Below are 16,265 nucleotides of genomic sequence, written 5' to 3' on the forward strand. Positions count from 1 at the left end.
GATGTATCTGACCTACCGCGTTCGCCAGCAAGCCGGCTCCTACAGTGTTCGCTGGGAGTCAGTGAACATCGATGTGTCTGACCTACCGCGTTCGCCAGCAAGCCGGCTCCTGCAGTGTTCGCGGGGAGTCAGTGAACATCGATGTATCTGACCTACCGCGTTCGCCAGCAAGCCGGCTCCTACAGTGTTCGCGGGGAGTCAGTGAACATCGATGTGCCTGACCTTGCGCGTTCGCCAGCAAGCCGGCCCCTACAGTGTTCGCGGGGGGTCAGTGAACATCGATGTGCCTGACCTACCGCGTTCGCCAGCAAGCCGGCTCTTACGAATGGGCGCTAGCGCAAGTCAGAGCGGCGCGTCACTTCACCTTGCTGAACACAAACACCAACCCCACCACAATCAGCACCATCCCCAGCATGCTCAGCAGCGCCAGGCGGTTGCCGAAGATCAGGTAATCCATGATCGCGGTTACCGCTGGCACCAGATAAAACAGGCTGGTGACATTGACCAGATTGCCCTGGGCGATCAGCCGATACAGCAGGAAAGTCGCCAGTACCGACACCACCAGGCCCATGTACAGAACCGGCACATAGAAACCGAAGCTGTGCTCGAAGTGAAACGGCTGGAACGGCACGAACACCGCGCACACCACAGTACCGGCGAAGTACTGAACCGGCAGCGTACCGAGCGGGTTATCAGTGATGCGTTTCTGCATGATCGAACCGCCGGTCATGCTCAACATGCCCGCCACCCCGAACAGCATTCCGGCCAGCGACCCGCCGTCGCCGATCCCCTGAAACACCACCAGCACCAGCCCCGCGAGCCCCAGGCCCAACCCGAACATTCGCGACCATGAGCGACTGCGTTCAACCAGCACCGCAGTGAGGATCGGCTGCACGCCCATGATGGTCGCCATGACGCCGGGCGCGACTTTCATATCCAGCGCCAGCAGATAACAGATCTGGTAGGCGCCAAGCAGCACCGCGCCGGTCGCCACGGCGTAGCGCATCGACTGGCGCGTGGCGGGCAGTTTGTAGCCAAGGGTGGGAATCAGAATCGCCAGCGCGATCAGCGCCAGCAAGAACCGGAACAACAGAAACGCGAAAGGCGAGGCGTGGGTCAGACCCCACTTGGAAACAATCGCGCCGCTGCTCCAGAGCAGGACGAACAGCGTAGTCGTGGCCATCGAGGCCAGGGCTTTGTTAGCAAACATGGTTTCACCTGTGATTCAGACAAAATCGGACCCGGCACACACCGGATTCACTGATATTTGTTGGGGGCTTTGCAGGCGTGGTTCGACGGCGTCAGAGCAGTCGATCAGCCAAGCACAACCACGGCTGGCGGCGAGACAATGCACGCAACCGGGCCGGTCACAGGAGATGGAGGTGGATAGCGCGTGATGTAGAACGCTTGCTGGCACCCGCACGGCTCAGCCACAGCAGACGCTGCGGTATCGAACACGAATTGCGAGCGGGAAGCAGGCATGGCGCTGGTCTTCTTCGGAATGAGGGGTGGATGTTTCGACTTGTTTCAAAACACCGGCGCTGAATATAACCAGCGCGCGGTGCGGGATGCAACGTTTAGTTATCAGCCGAACAGCCAGTAGCCCAGCAGAGTTAGCACGACCACTGCCAGCACCGGACGCAGGATGCGATAGGCCTTCGGGTTGGCGCGCTTGAATTGCTTGACCTTGCCGCTGAACGAATTGCTGAAACGCTTGCTGAAGGCATAGGCCTGGTTGATACCGCCGACCCGTTCGTCATCGGTGTTCTGCGGCGCGGTGGCGCGACCGAGGAAGGCACTGACGCTACGGTTGATCGAGGTCATGAAGCGATTGCTCAGTGGACGCTCGATATCGCAGAACAGGATCACGCGGGTGAAGTCGGTTTCATTTTTGACCCAGTGCACGTAGGTCTCGTCGAACATCACGTCTTCACCATCGCGCCAGGCGTAAACCTTGCCATCGACGAAGATCCGGCAATCATCGGAGTTCGGCGTGGACAGGCCCAAGTGATAGCGCAGCGAGCCGGCGAACGGGTCGCGGTGCGGGTTCAGGTGGCTGCCGCCGGGCAGCAAGGCGAACATCGCGCCCTTTACATTGGGAATGCGGCTGACCAGCTCGACGGTTTTCGGGCACAACGCTTCGGCCGATGGCAGCGGTTTGTCGTACCACTTCAGGTAAAAACGCTTCCAGCCTTTTTTGAAAAACGAGCCGAATCCGGCATCGTTATCCTTGGCGGCGGCGCGAATATAGCCCTCGTCGAACAGGTGCATGGCTTCGTCGCGAATGGTTTCCCAGTTGTCGCGCAGCACGTCGAGCTCAGGAAACTTGCTGCGGTCCAGATAGGGTTTGGACGGTACGCTGGAAAACAGGTACATCAAGGCGTTGTACGGAGCGAACAGCGCGGAGTGGTTCACGAACTGGCGCAATACCGGCAGGCGCGCCTTGCCGCGCAGATGCACGTACAGCGTACTGCCGATGAACAACAGCAGAATCGCCGCCTTGGCAGCGAAAGAAAAGGTCATGAAGCTCTCCTTGGAACAGTGTCGTTGCGCCGTCAACAGAGACATCCGTTGAACGCTTGGTCTGACAAGACGCTAACAACTGTGGGAGCGATTCATTCGCGATGCGATCGGCCCGGCTGCACATCAACATTGGATGTACCGGCCTCTCGCAAATGAATTCGCTCCCACAGGCTTTTCGCATCCTCTCCGCCCCCACCAGCGTATGAACGAAGGCGGGTATCAGAACAAGCGACCGTCGCTGATTCGTCAGTCTAAATCGCTGCACAATCCTGTCGCTTGACCTGGAACAGGTGTCCGACAGGTTCTGATGGCGGCCATCATAAGCCTTCAGCGGCCCGGTAAAAAGCCGAAGAGTCCGCCAATACGACTATTGGGTCAGCTCCTGTTCAGTAAACAGGTCGCTGAACAGCATGCTCGACAAGTAGCGTTCGCCCGAATCAGGCAGGATCACCACGATGGTCTTGCCTTGCATTTCCGGCTTCTCGGCCAGACGCACCGCCGCCTGCATCGCGGCGCCGCAGGAGATGCCGCAGAGAATCCCCTCCTCCTGCATCAACCGCAGGGCCATGGCCTTGGCCTCTTCGTCGCTGACCAGCGCCACCTTGTCGACGATCGAAAGATCGAGGTTTTTCGGGATGAAGCCTGCGCCGATCCCCTGGATCTTGTGCGGGCTGGGGGTGATTTCCTCACCGGCCATCGCTTGGGTGATGATCGGCGAGATCAGCGGCTCCACAGCCACCGAGATGATCGGCTTGCCCATGGTGTTCTTGATATAGCGGGAAACGCCGGTAATGGTGCCGCCGGTCCCGACGCCCGCCACCAGCACGTCGATCGCGCCATCGGTATCGTTCCAGATTTCAGGGCCGGTGGTTTTTTCGTGAATCGCCGGGTTGGCCGGGTTTTCGAACTGCGCCGGCATGAAGAATTTGCCCGGATTGCTGGCAACCAGTTCCTCGGCCTTGGCAATGGCGCCTTTCATGCCCTTGGCGGGCTCGGTGAGTTCAAGTTCGGCACCCAGCGCTTTCAACACTTTGCGCCGCTCGATGCTCATGGACGCGGGCATGGTCAGCACCAATTTATAGCCACGGGCTGCCGCAACGAATGCCAGGCCGATACCGGTGTTGCCCGAAGTCGGCTCGACGATGGTCATGCCCGGCTTGAGTTTGCCCTTGCTCTCGGCGTCCCAGATCATGTTCGCGCCGATGCGGCACTTGACCGAATACCCCGGATTACGCCCTTCGATCTTCGCCAGAATCGTGACCCCGCGTGGCGCGATGCGGTTGATCTGCACCAGCGGTGTATTGCCGATGGAATGGGCGTTGTCTGCGTAAATACGGCTCATGACCGGGTCCTTGTGCAGGTGGGGGAAAAGCCCAAAGCCTATGCCTTGGGTGCATATTGCGTCCAGTCATAGCGAACCGATGACAACCGCGGCAGTCAACAAGCTTAGGAAACCGGAGAGCACTGCCATGAAACGTCGCTATAGCTGGCCACTGTGGACAGTCGTGGGCCTCGTCGTGTTATTGATCGCGATACACATCGCGCTGCCCTATGTGGTGCGCAATTACCTCAATGAAAAACTCGCCGACATGGGCGACTATCGCGGCCAAGTGACGGATGTCGATCTGGCGTTGTGGCGCGGCGCCTACAAAATCAACGGCCTGGACATCGTCAAGGTCGACGGTAAAGTGCCGGTTCCGCTGCTCAAAGTCCCGGTGATCGATCTGTCGGTCAGTTGGCACTCACTCTGGTACGACCATGCCGTGGTGGCAGAGGTTGCGTTCATCAGCCCTGAACTCAACTTCGTCGACGGCGGCACCAACAAACAACAATCCCAGACCGGTGCCGGTACTGACTGGCGCGCGCAGTTGGATAAACTGCTGCCAATCACGCTCAACGAGGTCCGTGTTGTCGATGGCAAGATTACCTTCAGCAACTTCAACTCGACGCCGAAAGTGAAAATCGAAGCCGACAAGGTCAATGCCAGCATCTATAACATCACCAATGTGGTCGACACCGCCGGCAAACGTGACGCCCGCTTCGAAGGCAAGGCGCTGCTGATGGGCCAGGCAACGCTGGATACCAGTGCGACGTTCGATCCGTTCAGCAACTTCGAAGATTTCGACTTCAAATTACGCGCCACCGACCTGCAACTTAAAAGCCTGAACGACTTCGCGTCCGCCTACGGCAAATTCGACTTCAATGCCGGCAACGGCGATGTCGTCATCGAAGCCAAGGCCAATAAAGGCCAGCTCAGCGGCTACATCAAACCGCTGCTGCGCGATGTCGACATCTTCAACTGGCAACAGGATGTGGAAAACAAAAACAAAGGCTTCTTCCGTTCGATCTGGGAAGCCATGGTCGGCGGCGGCGAGACCGTGCTCAAGAACCAGCGCAAGAACCAGTTCGCCACCCGCGTGGAACTCAGCGGCAGCATCCACAAGCAGGACGTCAGCGCCTTCCAGGCGTTTTTGCAGATTTTGCAGAACGCATTCGTGCAGGCGTTCAACACGCGCTATGAAAGCGGCAAAAGCGAGGCGCAGTGACAGGCCTTCACACGCGCAGCTGATCCCTTGGGAGCCGATTCGCTCCTCCCTGTGGGAGTGAATTCATTCGCGAAGCGGCAGTACAGGCGATGAATATGTGTCGACTGTACTGGCCTATCGCGAATGAATTCGCTCCCACAGGTGTTGCCCCTCCAGTCAGCTCGATGGTCGCCGTCACGGTTCTCTTGGGACTTGTCCGTTACAGTTTTCCGCCAGTCAAATCGCGACTCGCCATTCAGCTACTGAATAAAGCGTCTGCGTTCACAGTCGAGCGGCGTGCGCGTTATAGTCGCTGCATTCTTTTCGGCGTGCGGGCCGCTGTCCGCACGCCATGTTCGAGGATTTTCCGATGAAGTTCGAAGGCACCCGCGCCTATGTCGCCACCGACGACCTGAAGCTTGCCGTCAACGCCGCGATCACGCTGGAGCGTCCGCTGCTGGTCAAGGGCGAGCCCGGTACCGGCAAGACCATGCTCGCCGAGCAATTGGCCGAATCCTTTGGCGCGAAGTTGATCACCTGGCACATCAAGTCGACCACCAAGGCTCACCAGGGACTGTACGAATACGACGCCGTCAGCCGCCTGCGTGACTCGCAGCTGGGGGTCGACAAGGTTCACGACGTGCGCAATTACCTGAAGAAGGGCAAGCTCTGGGAGGCCTTCGAGGCCGAGGAGCGAGTGATTCTGCTGATCGACGAAATCGACAAGGCAGACATCGAATTCCCCAACGATCTGCTGCAAGAACTCGACAAGATGGAGTTCTACGTTTACGAGATCGACGAGACGATCAAGGCGAAAAAACGTCCGATCATCATCATTACCTCGAACAACGAAAAAGAGCTGCCGGACGCCTTCCTGCGCCGTTGCTTCTTTCACTACATCGCTTTCCCTGACCGCAGCACCCTGCAGCGGATCGTTGACGTGCACTACCCGGACATCAAGAAGGATCTGGTCAGCGAAGCGCTCGACGTGTTCTTCGACGTGCGCAAGGTGCCAGGGCTGAAGAAAAAACCTTCGACCTCGGAACTGGTGGACTGGCTGAAACTGCTGATGGCCGACAATATCGGTGAAGCGGTGCTGCGCGAGCGCGATCCGACCAAGGCCATTCCCCCGCTGGCGGGTGCGCTGGTCAAGAACGAACAGGATGTTCAGCTGTTGGAGCGTCTGGCCTTCATGAGCCGTCGTGGCAATCGCTAAGCTCTTACGATAAGTCGCGGGACAACCACTATGTTGCTCAACCTGTTCAACGAAATGCGCGCAGCCAAGGTGCCGGTCTCGGTGCGCGAGCTGCTGGACCTGATCAACGCCCTGAAACAGCGTGTCACCTTCGCCGACATGGACGAGTTCTACTATTTGTCGCGAGCGATTCTGGTCAAGGACGAGCGCCATTTCGACAAGTTCGATCGGGCCTTCGGCGCCTATTTCAACGGTCTGGAAAAGCTCGACGATCATTTGCAGGCGCTGATTCCCGAAGACTGGCTGCGCAAGGAATTCGAGCGCTCGCTGACTGACGAAGAGCGGGCGCAGATTCAGTCCCTCGGCGGGCTGGACAAGCTCATCGAAGAGTTCAAGAAGCGTCTGGAAGAACAAAAGGAACGCCACGCTGGCGGAAACAAATGGATCGGCACCGGCGGCACCAGCCCGTTCGGTTCAGGCGGCTATAACCCTGAAGGCATTCGCGTCGGTGACGCAGGCAAGCGTCAGGGCAAGGCGGCGAAGGTCTGGGATCAGCGCGAGTACAAGAACCTCGACGATCAGGTCGAACTCGGCACGCGCAACATCAAGGTCGCTCTGCGCCGCCTGCGTAAGTTCGCCCGTCAAGGGGCTGCGGATGAGCTGGACATCGACGGCACCATCGACCACACCGCCCGCGATGCCGGCCTTTTGAACATCCAGATGCGCCCGGAGCGACGCAACACCATCAAGCTTTTGCTGCTGTTCGATATCGGCGGCTCGATGGACGCTCACGTGAAAATCTGCGAAGAACTGTTCTCGGCTTGCAAGACCGAGTTCAAGCACATGGAGTATTTCTACTTCCATAACTTCATCTACGAGTCGGTGTGGAAAAACAACCTGCGCCGCACCTCCGAACGCACCTCGACCCAAGACCTGCTGCACAAATACGGCGCCGACTATAAAGTGATCTTCATCGGCGACGCCGCCATGGCGCCTTATGAAATCACTCAGCCGGGCGGCAGCGTCGAGCACTGGAACGAAGAAGCGGGCTACGTGTGGATGCACCGCTTCATGGCCAAATTCAAGAAGATCATCTGGATCAACCCCTATCCCAAAGACGCCTGGGCCTATACCACCTCGACCAACATCGTGCGCGATTTGATCGAGGATCAGATGTATCCGCTGACCTTGCGCGGGTTAGAGGAAGGGATGCGTTATTTGGCGAAGTAGGTTTGGCAGGTCTATCCAGTTTCTGTTGGAGCGAATTCATTCGTGATTGGCCGGTCCATCCGACACACCTCTGTCGGCTGTACCTTTTTCGCGAATAATTCGCTCCCACAGGTTTCGCATGACCTACCGAAGACGGTTCAGCCAAACTGCTGCAGACAAACGACCTGCTCCCTATACGCCACTTCCTGCACCACGGCCCGCATCCGCATCACACTCCCCGGCAGCTTCTGCGCCAATCGCGCCAGGGACAGCGGGGTCAATGCGCCGAGCCTAGGATAACCGCCGATGGTCTGGCGGTCGTTGAGCAGGACGATGGGTTGGCCGTCCGGCGGAACTTGAATGGAGCCCAGCGGGATGCCTTCGGAGATCATCGGTTTGCCTTGATAAACCAGCTCCGGCCCCAGCAGGCGCATGCCCATGCGGTCGGCGCGGCTGTCGAGGGTCCAGTCGCTGTTGAAGGCGTCGAACAGACTCAGGCCGCTGAACTGGCCGATTTGCGCGCCGATGATGACGTCCAGAGGACGCGGGTCTGTGATGTCTGGAATCAGCTCATCAGGCAGCGTGTGGAGTTCGAATGACACGCCGGAGTACGTCAATCGGTCTCCCTCTCGCAGCGCCTTGCCGGCGCCGTCCAGTCCGCCGAGCCCTTCGCGGGCAACCGTCGCGCAGCTGCCCAGCACGTCGAGCGCGTCGAAACCGCCGGGGGCTGCAAGATAGGCACGCGCGCCTGAAACCGGCTGGGTGAAGCGCAGTTGCTGGTCCTTTCTAATGAAAAAACTACGCCACGGTGCGATGGGCCGTTCGTCGAGCGTGGCGCCCAAATCAGCGCCTGCCAAAGCGAGGCAACAATCGGTTTCGGCGATCAAAGTCAGGCCGCCGAGGGTGACTTCGATGACCGCCGCATCCAGCGCATTGTTCAGCAGTTTGTTGGCCCAGGACATCGACACCCAATCCAGCGCGCCGCCCTGGGTCACGCCCAGATGACGGACGCCGAAGCGTCCAGCGTCCTGCAACAAGCATAACGGCGTGCTGTTTTTGACGGTCAGCGCGCTCATGCCAGCGCCTCCAACGGCGTGTCGTCGCCGCCAAGGCGAATGAATTGCGCATGATCAATGGCCGCGAAACGCACGGTATCGCCGGGCTGCATGAGGCTGTAGCCATCGATCTCGCGGTCGAACAATTTGGCTGGGGTGCGCCCGAGTATGTTCCAGCCGCCGGGCGACTCCAGCGGGTAAGCGGCGGTCTGCCGCTCGGCGATGCCTACGCTGCCGGCGGCGACGCGTTTGCGTGGAGTCTTGATCCTTGGCGCGGCGAGGACTTCTTCGACCAGTCCCATGAAGGCGAAGCCCGGCGCAAACCCCAGGGCGAACACCTGATACTCGCGCTGGCTGTGGCGCTTGATCACTTCGTCCATGGGCAACCCGCTACGTTGGGACAGCAGCGTCAGTTCGGGCCCAACGCTGAGGTCGTACCAGACGGGCAACACATGTTGCCTGCCGCCTTTCGCAGCGTCGGGGGAAAGGTCTTGCAACGCATGAGCGATCACTGCCCGCGCCTGCTGCGGCTCCAGCGCCATCAGGTCGTAATGCACCATCAAGGTGGTGTAGGACGGCACCAGATCGATCAGATGCGCACCGAAGCCTTCGCGCAGACGCAGGCTGGCGGCGAGCATCCACGGCATATTGGCTTCATCGATGGCGTCGAACAGACGCACCATCAGGCAATCGATCGCGACGACTTCGATCCGCGGATTCATGAATGGGACGTCTTGTTCAAGGCCTCGCGAATGCGCTGCACCGCCGCGATGGAACCGGCGTTGTCACCGTGGACGCACAGGGTGTCGACGTCGAGCAGCAGTTCACTGCCGTCGCTGGCGACCAGCGCTTCACCGCGGGACAGGGTTATTGCCTGGCCGATGACCCGTTCAGGATCATGATGTACCGCGCCTGGCAGATTGCGCGAAACCAGGCGGCCGACACTGTCGTAGGCGCGGTCGGCGAAGGCCTCGAACCAGAGCGTGACGCCGAATTCATCGGCAATGGCCTGCGCCGCTCGATTGTCGCGCATCGACAGCAGCATCAGCGGCAGGTCGGCGTTATAGCGCGCGATGCCCTCAATGACCGCACGCAGTTGCGCGGGGTTAGCCATCATGTCGTTGTACATCGCGCCGTGGGGTTTGACGTAGCTGACGCGGCCGCCCTGAGCGCGAGCAACGCCATCCAGCGCGCCGATCTGGTAGTGCAGCAGGTCCTGAATTTCCTGCGGCGAGCAAGCCATCGACCGACGGCCGAATCCCACCAGATCCGGGTATGCCGGGTGTGCGCCGATGGTTACGTTGTGGCTCAGGGCCAGGGCCACGGTCTTGCGCATAACACTGGGGTCACCGGCGTGAAAGCCGCAGGCGATGTTGGCGCAGTCGATGTACGGCATGACCTCGGCGTCCAGGCCCATGGTCCACGCGCCGTAGCTTTCGCCGATATCACAATTCAATAACAGGCGGCCCAAGGCGTATCTCCTGTGCGAATGAAGGTTCGGGACACGGCTTGAGTCTACGCGTGCAAGGCAATCCTTTGCAGCGCTGACAGGCACCTGCCATCTGTAGGCGCATTCTTGGACGAGAGCGGGCGAGGTGTCCAACGAATAAAAGCGCGCAGTGCAGATAAGAAAGGGAACAGTGGGTTTTGCCGAGCCTGAGCTCATTGCTCAGATCGCAGATCAACCTCTGTGGGAGCGAATTCATTCGCGAAACGGCACAACAGGCGATGAATATATGTCGACTGTACTCGCCCATCGCGAATGAATTCGCTGCCATAGGTTTATCGCCGGGAGACTACATCAACGCCAGTCCCGATTGACCTGCCGCACGTGATGCCGCCCCACGAACAGCCAGTCGATAAACACCACAAAACTTTCGATTACCAGCGAGAACAGCAGCGCGCACGCCAGGCCCCAGCCAATGACCTGCGGCGACAGCAGCACCTGCCATGTGTAACCGTTCCAGGTCTCGTCGCGGATGTCCGGGTCGGCGGCGGTCAGCACGTGCCAGGCACGCATGTACCAAGGCCCTTGCAAGGCCATCCATTCGCGGTCAAGGATCTGGGTGCGGTTCAACAGATTGCTGATGTTATTGGCGTCGGTGCGGAACACCGGGTCATCGCTGCTGCGGTAATGCTGGATCAGCGCCTGCACGTCGCCATTGAAGAAGCGCTGGGCCGTGTCGTTGTAGCCCCGCAGGTTCTGCTGCGCCTCCATCAGATGCGCTTCGACGCGCTTGCTGTAATCGCTGATGAAGCCGGGAATCTGCACACCGATCAACAGGCCTGCCGTGAACAACACCAGTCGCAAATAGCTTCGCAGCATAGGTCCCTCTCTGTCAGGTTCGGCCTTCGGCCACGCATTCGCCGCGACGCCACAGGCTCCAGTGCCCTGGCTCGTAGCGGTTCCAGGATTCGTTCTCGGTCAACGGCTCGGTGGCGATGACAGTGACCACGTCGTTGGGTGTGGTTTCTGCCTGAAAGTCGACGATCACGTCGACATCCTTGAGCCTTGCTGGCCCGAACGGTGCTCGCCGGGTGATGTGGACCAGCTTGGTCGAACAGAAGCAGAACAGCCAGTCGCCGTCACTGAGCAGCCCATTGAAGACGCCCTTGGTTCGATACTCGCCGCAGGCTTGGACCAGGGTCGGCAACAGTTGCTCGATTTCCACAGGCTCCGGAAACCCTTCGCGCACCCGATTCAGCAGGTCGCAGAACGCAGCTTCGCTGTCCGTGTCCCCGACCGGACGATAGAACGTAGCGCTGGGGTGAAAATCCGCCAGTTGGCCGTTATGGGCGAAGCACCAGTTGCGGCCCCACAATTCGCGGACGAAAGGATGAGTATTGGACAGGCAGACCTTACCGACGTTGGCCTGACGGATATGGCCAATGACCACTTCGCTCTTGATCGGGTAACGCTGCACCAGCTGCGCGACCTCGGACTCGCTGCTGGCGGCCGGATCCTGAAACAGACGCAGGCCGCGTCCTTCATAGAACCCGATGCCCCAACCATCACGGTGAGGTCCGGTGCGACCGCCACGCTGCATCAGCCCGGTGAAGCTGAACACGATGTCAGTCGGTACATTGGCACTCATGCCCAGAAGTTCACACATGCTCAGGTCTCGGTACGTTCAACGCACATACCCCTGCAGGAGCGCGCTTGCCCGCGATGGTGGAATCAAGCATCTGTATGGTCAGACACATCTTTCGCGGGCAAGCGCGCTCCTGCACGAGTACCGATCAATATCAAAGTTTGGGCTCGACCCGATAGCGGCCGCTCGGGGCTGCGTTTTCACCATTGGCGGGCACGGCAGGCTTGCTGGCGTAACGATCGGAATCCTGAGACGCAAATGGTTGATCGTCTTCCTGATGCTCGGCGGCCGCCTGCGCCGCGGCGGCTTCGGCATGGGCCAGACGGGCTTTCTTCCTGCGCAGGAACGGCAGGCGGATCAACGCGAAAACAACATAAAGCCCCAGAGCGATCGAACCGTAGGTGGCCAGATCGAGCGCCGCACGCCAGACGTTATTGCCAACCTTGAGCCCCAGATCCAGCACGCTGATGGCCAGGGCCGGCGCGTATTTTTCCTTCACCGGGTCGATGATGGTCGGGCAGAACAGCAGGACCGCACCGATCACCCACAGCGGTTCACGCAGATAGCGCCACATCCAGCTAGTCAGCTTGAACCACACCAACAGACAGCCCAACGCAGCGAATGCGTAAAGGCCCCAGGCAATCTGATAATCGTTGTCGGTCATGACGTCCGTGGTAAGGCAGGTAAAGAGGCGCTTATGATAACGACTTTTCGCAAGCCCGGCTTCCCCGGCTTCAGTTATCGGTCCGTAGCGCCTTGTACAGGCGTCACCGCAGCGATCCGTTTCACTTTTGAGAGAGCCCAGCATGCCTTCTTCCGACATCAATTCCAGCGCTCCGATCGCCCGTAAGGCCGACGGCGCCGATCCGTATGCCTGGCTGCAGAACCGCGACACCGATGAGGTGCTCGATTACCTCAAGGCCGAAAACGGCTATCAGGAACGCCAATTGGCCGATCAGCAGGCGCTGCGAGAAACCCTGTTTCAGGAGATCAAGGGACGCATCCTGGAAACCGACCTGTCGTTGCCCTCGCCGTGGGGACCGTATCTGTATTACACGCGCACCACCGAAGGCGACGAGTACGCCCGTCACTACCGCTGCCCGCGCCCGGCAGACGATTCGCAGACCGTCGATGAAAGCACCGAAGAGCTGTTGCTGGACCCAAACGTGCTGGCCAATGGCGGCTTCTTCTCCCTCGGCGCCTTCAGCATCAGTCCGGATCACCGGCGTCTGGCCTACAGCCTGGATACCAGCGGCGAAGAGGTGTATCAGCTGTACGTCAAGGAGCTGAGCACGAGCGTCGTCACCAGCCTGCCGTTCGAGGACTGCGACGGCAGCATGACCTGGGCCAACGACAGTCAGACCCTGTTCTTTGGCGAACTGGACGATACCCACCGTCCGCACAAGCTCTATCGTTATAAATTGGGCAATGACTCGGCCGATCTGGTGTTCAACGAGCCGGACGGGCGTTTCTTTCTGCATTGCTATCGCACCAGCTCCGAGCGCCAACTGGTGCTGGCGCTGGACAGTAAGACCACCGGTGAAAGCTGGGTGCTGGACGCCAGCAAACCGGAGCAGGCGTTCGTATGCATGGCGCCACGCAGCGAAGGTCACGAATACTCGGTGGATCATGGCCTGATCGATGGCACCTGGAGCTGGTTGATTCGCAGCAATCAGGCCGGCATCAACTTCGCGCTGTTTCATGCACCCGAGAAAACCAGCGGCGTGCCGGAGCGCAACGACTGGCAGACGCTGATCCCACACAGCGAAACGGTCATGCTCGACGGCTTCAGCCTCAACGCAAAGGGCCTGACCCTGAGCCTGCGTGAAGGCGGTTTGCCGATCGTCGAGGTTCACCCACAGGGTTTGCCGGCCTATCGCGTGCAACTGCCGGATGCAGCCTACAACCTGTATGTGCAAGACACTCTTGAATTCGACAGTGACAAGATTCGTCTGCGCTACCAGTCGCTGAATCGCCCGCCACAGGTGCGTCAATTGACGTTAGCTACCGGGGCGCAAGTCGTACTCAAGGAAACGCCGGTTCTGGGTGTGTTCGACGCCGATGCCTACGTCAGTCAGCGTCTGTGGGCGACAGCAGACGATGGCACACAAGTACCGATCAGCCTTGTAGTCAAACGCGAACTGGTGGGTCAGCCAGTGCCGCTGTATCTGTACGGCTATGGCGCCTACGGTGAAAGCCTCGATCCGTGGTTCTCCCACGCGCGGCTCAGTCTGCTTAATCGTGGAATCGCCTTTGCCATCGCTCATGTGCGCGGTGGCGGCGAGCTGGGCGAGGCCTGGTATCGCAACGGCAAGCAAGAACACAAGCAGAACACCTTCAGCGATTTCATCGCCTGCGCCGAACATCTGATTGCGAAAAAGCTCACAACGGCCGAAAAGCTGGTGATCAGCGGTGGCAGTGCCGGAGGGCTATTGATCGGTGTTGTGGTCAACCAGCGTCCTGAGTTGTTCAAGGCGGCGATTGCCGAGGTGCCGTTCGTCGACGTGCTCAACACCATGCTCGACCGGACCTGCCACTGACCGTCACCGAATATGACGAGTGGGGTAACCCGCAGGAACCCGAGGTCTACGCCCGGATCAAGGCTTATGCGCCGTATGAGAATGTCAGCGCTCAGGCATATCCGGCGATGCTGGTGATCGCCGGATACAACGACAGCCGCGTGCAGTATTGGGAAGCGGCCAAGTGGGTGGCAAAACTGCGCGATACCAGGACCGACGACAACCTGCTGCTGCTCAAGACCGAACTGGGCGCCGGCCACGGCGGGATGAGCGGCCGTTACCAGGGGTTGCGTGACGTAGCGCTCGAATACGGTTTTATCTTCAAGGTATTGCAACTGGCCTGAGTCCCCTGCGGGCCGTCAGTCATATCAGACGATCATCTGTAGGAGCCGGCTTGTTGGCGAACGCGGTGAGTCAGTTACAGATGATTTGACTGGCACACCCGGTTCGTCCGAACGCGGCCCGCAGCACGCCGACTCCTACAGCTTTGAATCGGGTATAGGCTAAATCACGGGCTCGGTTTTTGCTCCGGCTGCAACCCCGGCAACGGCTCATCTTCCTTCGGCGGCCCCGGCTGGGGGATTTTCGGCAAGGACGGCGGATTGCCCTGCCCGCCCGCGCGCGGAACACTGGGCGGGGCGACTTGCGGATAGGGGGTCGGCGTAGCGGTGCCGGGCGAACCCGACGTCGCGGCGATCGGCTCGGGAGCGTTGAGGACAGGTTGCAAATTCTCGGCAAACGCCTGCGATATGCCAAGCATCGCCAGGGCAATCGCCGCTAGAATGGACCGCTTCATCGTTGGCCTCCACTGCCAATCTTTTACTGGGACGCTCAGACTACGCCTGCGCAGCGCTTCGTGCGCTGACAAATTGCTCCGCGCCCGGCCACGCTGCCCACCGAGTTCTCCATGAAACGTTTCGTTCTGCTCGACACCACCCCGATCCCCGACAACGGCGGCGCCTTGTGCCTGTTCGAGTATGGCGAGGATTTCGTGATCAAGATCCAGGGCGGCGACGGCGGTCAGTTGATGAACACGCGCATGCACGGCTCCGAAGACGCGCTGGCCGAGATCCCCTGCAGGAAAGTCGCCTCACGTCTGCAACCTCGCGTGCTGATCGGCGGCCTGGGCATGGGCTTCACGCTGGCCTCGGCGCTCAAGCATCTGGGCAAGAATGGCGAAGTAGTGGTCGCCGAGCTGGTGCCAGGGGTGGTCGAGTGGAATCGCGGGCCGCTGGGTGAGAAGTCCGGCAACCCATTGCAGGATCCGCGCGCCAGGGTCGTCATCCAGGACGTGGCTCAGGTGTTGAAACGCGAGCCTCAGGGTTTCGACGCGATCATGCTCGACGTTGACAACGGCCCCGAAGGCCTGACCCAAAAGTCCAATAGCTGGCTGTATTCATCCGGAGGGCTTGCCGCCTGCGCCAGCGCGTTGCGCCCCAATGGCATGCTGGCCGTCTGGTCCGCCAGTGCCGACGCCGCATTCAGTGACAAACTGCGCAAGGCCGGTTTCAAGGCCGAAGAGGTCAAGGTCTACGCCCACGGCAACAAGGGCACGCGGCATACAATCTGGATTGCCGAAAAGAAAAACTGAAGGGCTGAGCGTACCGCAAAGCGCTAGACTTGCCCCATTGCCAACAGAACACGAAACAGGTGACACATGAGTTCGGGAACGCCGACCAACACTTCCAAGCTCGATCGCATCCTCGCCGATGCCCAGCGCGATCGCGAAATGGGTTATCGCGACAAGGCCCTGCGCATGTATCCGCATGTCTGCGGTCGTTGTGCACGTGAGTTTTCCGGCAAGCGCCTGAGCGAGCTGACCGTGCATCATCGCGATCACAACCACGACAACAACCCGCAGGACGGCTCCAATTGGGAGTTGCTGTGCCTGTACTGCCACGACAACGAACACTCGCGCTACACCGATCAGCAGTACTTCTCCGACAGCTCGACCAGCAGTCCGAAAACTGCCAAGGCGACTCACAACCCGTTCGCCGCGCTGGCCGGGTTAATGAAGAAAGAAGAATGACGCAGCATATGCCTCGGGTTCAGGTCGCGTTTCTGTAGGAGCCGGCTTGCTGGCGAACCCGTCAGGTCAGACACCCATCGTGCTGAATGACACTGCGCGTTCGCCAGCAAGCCGGCTC

Annotated in this window: 15 protein-coding genes and 1 pseudogene; 6 read left to right on the plus strand and 10 right to left on the minus strand. The window is 59.8% G+C overall.

The features are described from left to right. Nucleotides 1-355: 355 nt before the first annotated feature. The 3 genes from ACRER8_RS06190 to cysK form a co-directional block, all read right to left on the minus strand. A complete protein-coding gene (locus tag ACRER8_RS06190; protein ID WP_431745466.1) occupies nucleotides 356-1,210 on the minus strand; it encodes a DMT family transporter in 855 nt (284 codons plus the stop codon). Between the two features lie 374 nt (nucleotides 1,211-1,584). Next, nucleotides 1,585-2,523, minus strand: a complete 939-nt coding sequence (locus ACRER8_RS06195; RefSeq protein WP_431745467.1) for an aspartyl/asparaginyl beta-hydroxylase domain-containing protein — start codon at nucleotides 2,521-2,523, stop codon at nucleotides 1,585-1,587. Nucleotides 2,524-2,890: 367 nt separating this feature from the next. Beyond that, a complete protein-coding gene (gene cysK / locus ACRER8_RS06200) occupies nucleotides 2,891-3,865 on the minus strand; it encodes a cysteine synthase A (RefSeq protein ID WP_431745468.1) in 975 nt (324 codons plus the stop codon). Nucleotides 3,866-3,992: 127 nt separating this feature from the next. Between cysK and ACRER8_RS06205 the strand changes: the two genes are divergently transcribed. The 3 genes from ACRER8_RS06205 (at nucleotide 3,993) to ACRER8_RS06215 (ending at nucleotide 7,473) form a co-directional block, all read left to right on the plus strand. Next, nucleotides 3,993-5,069 carry a DUF748 domain-containing protein gene (locus tag ACRER8_RS06205; RefSeq protein ID WP_431745469.1) on the plus strand — a complete coding sequence of 359 codons (1,077 nt, stop codon included), beginning with the start codon at nucleotides 3,993-3,995 and terminating at the stop codon, nucleotides 5,067-5,069. 349 nt (nucleotides 5,070-5,418) lie between these two features. Next, nucleotides 5,419-6,264: an AAA family ATPase gene (locus ACRER8_RS06210; protein WP_431745470.1), complete on the plus strand. Its 846-nt coding sequence runs from the start codon at nucleotides 5,419-5,421 to the stop codon at nucleotides 6,262-6,264. Nucleotides 6,265-6,294: 30 nt separating this feature from the next. After that, entirely contained in the window at nucleotides 6,295-7,473 is a 1,179-nt protein-coding gene (locus ACRER8_RS06215; RefSeq protein WP_431745471.1) for a vWA domain-containing protein, read from the plus strand. Nucleotides 7,474-7,610: 137 nt separating this feature from the next. On the opposite strand, the gene ACRER8_RS06220 is transcribed toward ACRER8_RS06215, so the two are convergent. The 6 genes from ACRER8_RS06220 to ACRER8_RS06245 all read right to left on the minus strand — a co-directional run bounded on the left by ACRER8_RS06220 (nucleotide 7,611) and on the right by ACRER8_RS06245 (nucleotide 12,263). Next, nucleotides 7,611-8,528, minus strand: a complete 918-nt coding sequence (locus tag ACRER8_RS06220; protein ID WP_431745472.1) for a biotin-dependent carboxyltransferase family protein — start codon at nucleotides 8,526-8,528, stop codon at nucleotides 7,611-7,613. Beyond that, nucleotides 8,525-9,229, minus strand: a complete 705-nt coding sequence (locus ACRER8_RS06225; protein WP_431745473.1) for a 5-oxoprolinase subunit B family protein — start codon at nucleotides 9,227-9,229, stop codon at nucleotides 8,525-8,527. Before ACRER8_RS06225 ends, ACRER8_RS06220 begins: the two co-directional genes overlap by 4 nt. Next, nucleotides 9,226-9,978, minus strand: coding sequence for a 5-oxoprolinase subunit PxpA (locus ACRER8_RS06230; RefSeq protein WP_431745474.1), 753 nt, complete (start codon nucleotides 9,976-9,978; stop codon nucleotides 9,226-9,228). Before ACRER8_RS06230 ends, ACRER8_RS06225 begins: the two co-directional genes overlap by 4 nt. Nucleotides 9,979-10,308: 330 nt before the next feature. Then, nucleotides 10,309-10,833 carry a DUF2937 family protein gene (locus ACRER8_RS06235; protein ID WP_431745475.1) on the minus strand — a complete coding sequence of 175 codons (525 nt, stop codon included), beginning with the start codon at nucleotides 10,831-10,833 and terminating at the stop codon, nucleotides 10,309-10,311. A 13-nt stretch (nucleotides 10,834-10,846) separates the two neighbouring features. Next, nucleotides 10,847-11,620 (minus strand): class II glutamine amidotransferase, encoded by a 774-nt coding sequence (locus ACRER8_RS06240; protein ID WP_431745476.1) that lies wholly within the window; start codon nucleotides 11,618-11,620, stop codon nucleotides 10,847-10,849. A 133-nt stretch (nucleotides 11,621-11,753) separates the two neighbouring features. Further along, the gene (locus tag ACRER8_RS06245) at nucleotides 11,754-12,263 is read right to left on the minus strand and encodes an MFS transporter (protein WP_431745477.1); all 510 of its coding nucleotides are present in this window, start codon (nucleotides 12,261-12,263) and stop codon (nucleotides 11,754-11,756) included. A gap of 142 nt (nucleotides 12,264-12,405) precedes the next feature. Here ACRER8_RS06245 and ACRER8_RS06250 point away from each other — a divergent pair. Then, nucleotides 12,406-14,462 (plus strand): annotated as a pseudogene (locus tag ACRER8_RS06250) (S9 family peptidase). A gap of 164 nt (nucleotides 14,463-14,626) precedes the next feature. Here the strand turns inward: ACRER8_RS06250 and ACRER8_RS06255 are convergent. After that, nucleotides 14,627-14,914 carry a hypothetical protein gene (locus tag ACRER8_RS06255; protein WP_431745478.1) on the minus strand — a complete coding sequence of 96 codons (288 nt, stop codon included), beginning with the start codon at nucleotides 14,912-14,914 and terminating at the stop codon, nucleotides 14,627-14,629. 111 nt (nucleotides 14,915-15,025) lie between these two features. Here ACRER8_RS06255 and ACRER8_RS06260 point away from each other — a divergent pair, with 111 nt between their 5' ends. Further along, nucleotides 15,026-15,709 carry a spermidine synthase gene (locus ACRER8_RS06260; RefSeq protein ID WP_431745479.1) on the plus strand — a complete coding sequence of 228 codons (684 nt, stop codon included), beginning with the start codon at nucleotides 15,026-15,028 and terminating at the stop codon, nucleotides 15,707-15,709. Between the two features lie 66 nt (nucleotides 15,710-15,775). Beyond that, complete coding sequence (locus tag ACRER8_RS06265; RefSeq protein WP_431745480.1) at nucleotides 15,776-16,147, plus strand: YajD family HNH nuclease; 372 nt, start codon at nucleotides 15,776-15,778, stop codon at nucleotides 16,145-16,147. Nucleotides 16,148-16,265: the final 118 nt, after the last annotated feature.

The sequence above is a fragment of the Pseudomonas sp. genome, assembly GCF_050739935.1.
Lineage (GTDB): Bacteria > Pseudomonadota > Gammaproteobacteria > Pseudomonadales > Pseudomonadaceae > Aquipseudomonas.